This is a genomic window from Massilia sp. UBA6681 (assembly GCF_002454935.1).
Taxonomy (GTDB): domain Bacteria; phylum Pseudomonadota; class Gammaproteobacteria; order Burkholderiales; family Burkholderiaceae_D; genus Telluria; species Telluria varians.
The window spans coordinates 1-7,218 of the sequence record NZ_DKJX01000034.1 but is presented as its reverse complement, the minus strand read 5'-3'; the positions used below and the strand labels follow the sequence as shown (position 1 = coordinate 7,218).

At 66.8% G+C, this 7,218-nt stretch carries 5 protein-coding genes and 1 pseudogene; 3 read left to right on the top strand and 3 right to left on the bottom strand.

Translation table 11 applies throughout. The features are described from left to right. Positions 1–2,347: CHASE domain-containing protein (locus tag B2R83_RS04970; RefSeq protein ID WP_292038723.1), on the bottom strand; the 2,347-nt coding region annotated here is incomplete at its 3' end. A gap of 101 nt (positions 2,348–2,448) precedes the next feature. On the opposite strand from B2R83_RS04970, the gene B2R83_RS04965 reads away from it, so the two are divergent. Beyond that, the gene (locus tag B2R83_RS04965; RefSeq protein ID WP_292038720.1) at positions 2,449–4,503 is read left to right on the top strand and encodes a prolyl oligopeptidase family serine peptidase; all 2,055 of its coding nucleotides are present in this window, start codon (positions 2,449–2,451) and stop codon (positions 4,501–4,503) included. Here the strand turns inward: B2R83_RS04965 and B2R83_RS04960 are convergent. Further along, a complete protein-coding gene (locus tag B2R83_RS04960; protein ID WP_414674351.1) occupies positions 4,491–5,084 on the bottom strand; it encodes an acyl-homoserine-lactone synthase in 594 nt (197 codons plus the stop codon). The genes B2R83_RS04965 and B2R83_RS04960 overlap by 13 nt on opposite strands. A gap of 156 nt (positions 5,085–5,240) precedes the next feature. Here B2R83_RS04960 and B2R83_RS04955 point away from each other — a divergent pair, with 156 nt between their 5' ends. Beyond that, a complete protein-coding gene (locus B2R83_RS04955) occupies positions 5,241–5,513 on the top strand; it encodes a helix-turn-helix domain-containing protein (protein ID WP_036206780.1) in 273 nt (90 codons plus the stop codon). Here B2R83_RS04955 and B2R83_RS04950 read toward each other — a convergent pair. Then, positions 5,488–6,222: a helix-turn-helix transcriptional regulator gene (locus B2R83_RS04950; protein WP_292038715.1), complete on the bottom strand. Its 735-nt coding sequence runs from the start codon at positions 6,220–6,222 to the stop codon at positions 5,488–5,490. The genes B2R83_RS04955 and B2R83_RS04950 overlap by 26 nt on opposite strands. A gap of 354 nt (positions 6,223–6,576) precedes the next feature. Here B2R83_RS04950 and B2R83_RS04945 point away from each other — a divergent pair. Next, positions 6,577–7,218 (top strand): annotated as a pseudogene (locus B2R83_RS04945) (hybrid sensor histidine kinase/response regulator); the annotation flags it as partial.

Here is a 7,218-nt window from a genome sequence, read left to right as displayed (position 1 = left end):
CCTCGGCGCCGGCCTGCTGCAGCAGCTCGCGACCGACCTGCTGGTTGAAGGCGTTGTCCTCGACCAGCAGCACCGCGCAGCCGTCCAGGCGGGTGGCGTGCGCCGCCGGCGCCGCCCCCAGCCCGGCACCGCCGGCTGCGCCCTCTTCCAGCGCCGGGTTCAATTCCAGCCGCGCCGTGAACCAGAAGGTGCTGCCCTGCCCCGGCGTGCTGTCGACCCCGACCTCGCCATGCATCAGCTCCGCCAGCTGCTTGCTGATCACCAGGCCCAGGCCGGTGCCGCCATGGCGCCGCGTGGCCGAGGGGTCGGCCTGGTGGAAGGGCGTGAACAGGCCGGCCAGCTTGTCGGGCGCGATGCCGATGCCCTTGTCCTGCACGTCGAAGCGCACCAGGAGCTCGGGGCCGAAGGCGTGTTCGAGCCGGGCGCGCAGCAGGATGCGGCCGTGCTCGGAGAACTTGACGGCGTTGCCGGCGAAGTTCAGCAGCACCTGCTCCAGCCGCAGCGGATCGCCGCGCAGGGGACGCATCAGCTCGGGAGCGATCTCGACGTCGAAGCCGAGTCCCTTGCTGGCGGCCGCCTGACCCAGCTGCTGCTCGACGTTGCGCATCACCCTGTCGAGCATGAAGCCGCGGGTGGCGAGTTCCAGCTTGCCCGCCTCGATCTTGGAAAAATCGAGGATGTCGTTGATGATGCCCAGCAGGTGCTGGCCCGAGTGGTAGATCTTGTCCAGGTAGCCGCGCAGCTGCGGGTCGGGGTGCGCCTGCAGCGCCAGGTGGGTCATGCCGATGATGCTGTTCATCGGGGTGCGGATCTCGTGGCTCATGTTCGACAGGAAGTCGCTCTTGGCCTGGTTGGCCGCATCGGCGCGCGCCTTGAGTTCGTGCAGCGTGGTGACGTCGGTCGAGATGCACAGCACCGCCGGCATCTCGCCTTCCGGGTACAGGGGCACGCGCACGCTCCACATCTGGCGCACGCTGCCGTCCGGCAGCGGAAGTTCGGCCTGGCAAGCGTGGCGTTCGCCGCTGTCGAGCACAGCGCGGTCGCGTTCCCATCCCTCGTCGGCGCTGTGCGCCGGCACCAGCTCGAAATCGCGCCGGCCGACGATGTCCGCCGCCTTGCGCCCGATCAGCGCGGCGCTCTTCGCATTCACGTACAGGAGGCGGCGCGCGCTGTCCTTCAGGTACACATAGGCGTCCAGGTTGTCGAGCACCGAATCGAGCAGCAGCCGCTGGTCGAGCGCGGCGCGGCGCGAACGGTACAGGTTGAAGAACAGCGCGAAGCCCAGCAGGCTCACCCCGAAGCCGGAGCCGAAGGCCAGCAGCGGCAGGCTGCGGTCGGCACCGGCCGCCATGGCGGCGCGGTCGGCCGAGAAATGGGCTTTCCAGCGGGTGCCGGCGTAATCGATCGGCAGCAGGATCGTGAAGCGCCCACCCGCCTTCGACTGGCCGCGCACGTCCGGCCCCAGCAGCAGACGGTCGCGCGCATCCAGCGCCGGCGCCGCCCCGGACATCGTGTTGCGGGCGGTGGGCCGGGCGGGCCCGGTTTCGCTGTACAGGCTGAGCGCCACCGGCTGGCTTCCTTGCGGGCCGAGCGCGCGGCGCACCAGCTCGTCGACCGAGAACGCGATGCCGATGCTGCCCATGTAGCGCGTGCGCCGCTCCTCCACCGTGGCCGGCAGCCCGCCGCCAAGATAGAGCTGCTCGCGCATGCCGAGCGCCGTGTGTGGAACCGGGTGCTGCAGGCGCACCGGGTTGCCGGACGCACCCAGGCTACCCTCGTCGCGCGTCCGCGCCACGACCGCGGCGATGTGGGGCTGGGCCGCGATGTCGACGCCGACCCGGTCGTTCGGCTGCTTGGCCGGCTCGACCCAGGTGATCACGGCGTACCACGGGCGGCGTCCGGCCGGCTTGATGTCGAAATCCGGGTAGCCGTTCGGTTCCACGCTGCGGTCCTGCCGTACGCTCGCGATGAAAGCCTCGCGCCGGGCATCGGGCACGTAGGCGATGAAGGACACCGCCTCGATCGCCGGGAACTGTGCCGGCAGGTCGAGCGCCTTCACGTAGCGGTGCAGGCGCAGACGCGTCAGCGGGCCTTCGCCGGCCGTATGCAGCGCGGCCAGGCCGCGCACCACCTGGGTATACGAGACGATTGCGTTCGACACCCGTTCCTGGGCCAGGCGCGCCACGGTCTCGAAACGGCGCCGCGCGTCGTCCTCGCCCGCCCCGGCCGCGACCCGGTAGCACAGCGCGCCGACCGCGAGCGATAGCGCGAGCCCGGCCACCCAGGGGGCGGCGCTCGCGCCCTGCTGGGCCACACCGGCCGTATTCGCTGCGGAACTAGCGGTCATTGAAGAATCCATGGCTCTGGAGTGCGGGATCTGCCTGCTCGATGTTGCTAGTATAGGCAAATGCCGGCCCGGCTTGCTCAACAATATTCACTTCACCTCCAATGAATTCAGCCACGACGCCATCCGCCCACGACGATCCCTACCTCTGGCTCGAAGAGGTCGACGGCGCCCGGGCACGCGCCTGGGTCGAAGCACGCAACCGGATCACCGAGGCGGAGCTGGAAGCACAGCCTTCCTGCACCGCCCTGCGCGCGCGCCTGCGGGCCATCCTCGACTCCACCGAGAAGATCCCGTACGCCGTCTGCCACGCCGGCCTGCTGTACAACTTCTGGCGCGACGCCGTTCACGCGCGCGGCATCTGGCGCCGCACCACGCTGGGCGAATACCGCAAGGGGGCGCCGGCCTGGGAGACGATCATCGACCTCGACCTGCTTGCACGCGAGGAGGGCGAGAACTGGGTCTGGGGCGGCGTCACCTGGCTCGAGCCCGATGGCGCGCTCTGCCTGGTCTCGCTCTCGCGCGGCGGCGGCGACGCCCACGTGGTGCGCGAGTTCGACGTAAGAGAGCGCCGCTTCGTGCCCGATGGGTTCAATCTGCCGGAAGCCAAGAGCGACGTCGCCTGGATCGACCGCGACACCCTGTTCGTCGGCACCGACTTCGGCCTCGGTTCGCTCACCGAATCGGGCTATCCGCGCATCGTCAAGGAGTGGCGGCGCGGCACGCCGCTCGAGGCGGCCGCGACGGTGTTCGAGGCCAGGCCGGACGACCTGTCCGCCTCGGCATGGACCGATGCGACGCCCGGCTTCGAGCGCGCGTTCGTGCAGCGCCAGATCGGCTTCTACAGCAGCGAACTGTTCCTGCGGCGCGACGGCCGGCTCATCAAGCTACCCAAGCCGGAGGATGCGAATGCCTTCGCGGTGCGCGACCAGCTCGTGATCGAACTGCGATCGAACTGGGAAGCGGGCGGCACGACCTATCCGCAGGGCGCACTGCTGGCCGCCGACTTCGATGCGGCGCTGGGCGGCCAGGCGGCCTTCGAACCCCTGTTCCTGCCCTCGCCCCTCACCTCGCTCGACGGCCTCACGGTCACCCGCGACGCCTTGCTGCTCACGGTGCTCGACAAGGTCAAGAACCGCATCGTCGAGCTGCGCCGCGAGGACGGCCGCTGGCAGGCGCGCGACGTCGACCTGCCGAACATGGGCGCGCTCGACACCTGGGCGTTCGACCGGGTCGCCTCGAACCGCTACTTCCTGACCATGACCGGCTTCACCGAACCATCCACCCTGTATCTGATGGAAGCGGGCACGGACGCGCGCGAGCCGCTGAAAAGCATGCCCGCCTTCTTCCAGGCCCAGGGCCTGCAGGTGCACCAGTTCGAGGCGCAATCGCGCGACGGCACCCGGGTGCCCTACTTCGCCGTGATGCACCGCGACACCCCGCTCGACGGCGACAACCCGACGGTCCTGTACGGCTACGGCGGCTTCGAGGTGTCCCTCAAACCGTCCTACGGCGCGATCAGCGGCTCGGCCTGGCTGGAAGACGGCGGCGTCTACGTGGTCGCCAACATCCGCGGCGGCGGCGAGTTCGGCCCAGGCTGGCACCAGGCGGCGCTGAAGCAGGACCGCCAGCGCGCCTTCGACGACTTCATCGGCGTGGCCGAAGACCTCATCGCGCGCAAGATCACCAGTCCGCGCCGGCTCGGCATCATGGGCGGCAGCAATGGCGGCCTGCTGGTCGGCGCGGTGCTCACCCAGCGTCCCGAGCTGTTCAATGCCGTGGTCTGCCAGGTGCCGCTGCTCGACATGCGGCGCTACCACCTGCTGCTGGCCGGCGCTTCCTGGATGGGCGAATACGGCGACCCTGACGACCCGGCCGAGTGGGCCTGGATCGCCCGCTACTCGCCCTACCACCGGGTGCGGTACGGCCAGCGCTACCCGCGCGTGCTGTTCACCACCTCGACCCGCGACGACCGCGTGCATCCGGGCCATGCGCGCAAGATGACGGCGCGCATGCTGGAACAGGGCCACGAGCTGCTGTACTGGGAAAACCTCGAGGGCGGCCACGCCGGCGCGGCCGACAATGCGCAGACCGCGCGCATGTGGGCCCTCACGTGGACTTTCCTGCGGCGCCAGCTCGGCAAGGATCACGCTGCCTGAGGAGCCATGCGCCGCGCATACAGCGCTTCCCAGGTGGCGCGCACGTCCACATAGAAGGCCACCGCATTCTCGATCCCGATGCGCTGCGGCTCGCCGAGGCGGCTGGTGACCACGCCGGCGCGCCGGGTGAGGCGCTCCATCGCGGTGGTGGTCACCGTCACGTAATGGGTCAGGCCGTTCTCGATGCCGTAACGGATCACGGCCTCGAAGCATTGCATCGTCATGTCCGAAAAGCCGTAACGGTTCTCCTTGTCGGTCTCGAGTGCGAAGCGCGACAGCTCCCAGATGCGTGCGTCGCTCGGCGCCGCGCGGCCTTCGAGCAGCTGCGGGAAGGAATCCTTGAGCATGTAGGGACCTTCGGTCGGCAGCAGGCGCCAGCAGCCGAGCAGCGCGCCGGCGGGTTCGCGCATCACCATATAGGCCGGATCCAGGGCGTCGTAGCCATCGATCTCCATGCCGGACATGACGGGCACTTCCCAGCCCAGACGCCCGCTGAACACCTTGGCGCGCAGGGTATGCATTTCCCACAGGTCTTTGGATTTGAACTCACGGCGTGCTGCGATTTTGATTTGCATCGTCATTTCTGGCCCCTAGTTGTGGTTGATCAAGCTATGCACTTCGCATACAAGATTCATGCATGACGGGCAGAACCGGAACTATCAGCTCTGCTAGGTGGCTATGCGCGCCGCCGGTGGAATACTTGCAGTTTGCATAGCCACCGATGGAAAGGAGCAAAGATGGGAAACGAGATGATGTGCGACGCACTGGCAGCGGAACTGGAAGCGCAACAAGCGGCACAGGCGGGCGGCGCGCAGCGGTCCGCGCCACATGAACTGCGGCGCCTGCGCATTGCCAAACGCGAAAGCCAGGAAAAATTCTGGAGCCGTTTCGGCGTCACCCAATCGAGCGGAAGCCGCTTCGAGACCGGCCTTGCGGTCCCTCCCCCGGTCGCCATCCTGCTGCGCCTCTACGTCAATGGACGGGTCAGCGATGGTGATCTTCAGGCGTGATCAGGCCCAGGGCAATCGCCTTGACCACCGCCTGCTGGCGGGTGTTCACGCCGAACTTCTGGCGCACGTTGGCCAGGTGAAAATTGACGGTCGCCTCGGAACAGTTGGTGATCCGGGCGACCTCCCAGGAGGACTTGCCGACCATGACCCATTGCAGCACCTCGAGCTCGCGCCGGGTCAGGCGCGGCAGCTCCGGCTCCGCCTTGGCCTCGCGGAAACGCGCCGATGAGGCGAAGGCATAGTCGCGGATCAGGGAAAGAGCCGGCAGCGCCTCGAACAGCGAGCGCTCGAAAGGCGCGTCGGGCCGCAGGTCGGACGCGAAGCTGATCATGCCCAGCTCGCCCTGCGGGCCGTGGATCGGCAGCGTGACGCCACTGCGGATGCCGTGCGCGCTGGCTTCCTCGTACAGGGCGCCGGGCACGCCACTGCCGAAGGTGGACGGCGCCCAGACCAGCGGCAGGGTATTCGACACACAATGGACCACGGTCGGGTCGACATAATGGAAGCCGTTGGCTTCGTAACGCTCGCGCCACTCCGACGAATAGTTACTGCGCGTAAAGGCATGTTCGAAACGTACATGTCGTGATTGCACAACGCCAACCAGCATCTGGTCGAACCCCTGGCTGCGCGCGAGTTCGAACAGACGCTGCGCCCAGGTGCGGTCGTCTCCGGCTTCCAGCAGCCCCAGCAATAGTGCGGTGTCGATCATTGGACAAATCCGGGTCAATACGGCGTTCATCCTAAATGACTTTAGCGTCCAAAATATTCACCAATTGCCACAGCTTCAACCAATGTTAGCTTGGAGATACGCATAGTTGTCGTTCAAATACAACAACACTTTTCCAATCGTGCGCTGTATTGATAGAGATTACGTTACCCTCCGCCGAATGCCCACTCCAGGTTTTCTAAATAACAATATTTCCTGGCGCTAGCACTTCACACCTATTGCGATGCTTGACTTGAGTTTATACAAGAGTATCTTCTCAGCAGTTAACAGTTCACAGTCGCCGGTCCCGCCGGCGCGGCACTCTTTCACCACCCACGCGAAACAAGGATTTAGTCGATGAACAACATGACCGACATGGGCGAACAGTTGGACGTCAAGCTATTGCTGACCACCCTGATGGCGCTGAAAAAAGGCGACTTCTCGGTTCGCATGCCCTCGGACTGGACCGGCGTATCCGGCAAGATCGCCGACACGCTCAACGACATCATCGAAACAAAGCAGAAGATGGTGGAGACGGTCACCGACGTGTCGCGCGTGGTGGGCCGCGAAGGTCACCTGACCCAGCGTGCGGACCTGCCGGGCGTGGTGGGCGGCTGGGCCACCATCATCAGCTCGGTCAACACCCTGATCGACGACCTGGTGCGCCCGACCACCGAGATGGCGCGCGTCATCGGCGCGGTGGCAAAAGGCGACCTGTCGCAGACCATGGCGCTGGAAGTGGACGGGCACCCGCTCAAGGGCCAGTACCTGCGCGCGGCGATGACCGCGAACACGATGGTGGAACAGCTGTCCTCGTTCTCGTCCGAGGTGACGCGCGTGGCGCGCGAGGTGGGTACCGAAGGCAAGCTGGGCGGCCAGGCGCAGGTGAAGGGCGTGGCGGGCACCTGGAAGGACTTGACCGACTCGGTGAACTCGATGGCGGGTAACCTGACTTCGCAGGTGCGTAACATCGCCGAGGTGACCACCGCGGTGGCGAAC

Excerpts from the sequence above, each read along its gene's own strand:
- B2R83_RS04965 (WP_292038720.1), top strand. The coding sequence starts at position 2,449 with ATGAATTCAGCCACGACGCCATCCGCCCACGACGATCCCTACCTCTGG.
- B2R83_RS04960 (WP_414674351.1), bottom strand. The coding sequence starts at position 5,084 with ATGACGATGCAAATCAAAATCGCAGCACGCCGTGAGTTCAAATCCAAA.
- B2R83_RS04955 (WP_036206780.1), top strand. The coding sequence starts at position 5,241 with ATGGGAAACGAGATGATGTGCGACGCACTGGCAGCGGAACTGGAAGCG.
- B2R83_RS04950 (WP_292038715.1), bottom strand. The coding sequence starts at position 6,222 with ATGATCGACACCGCACTATTGCTGGGGCTGCTGGAAGCCGGAGACGAC.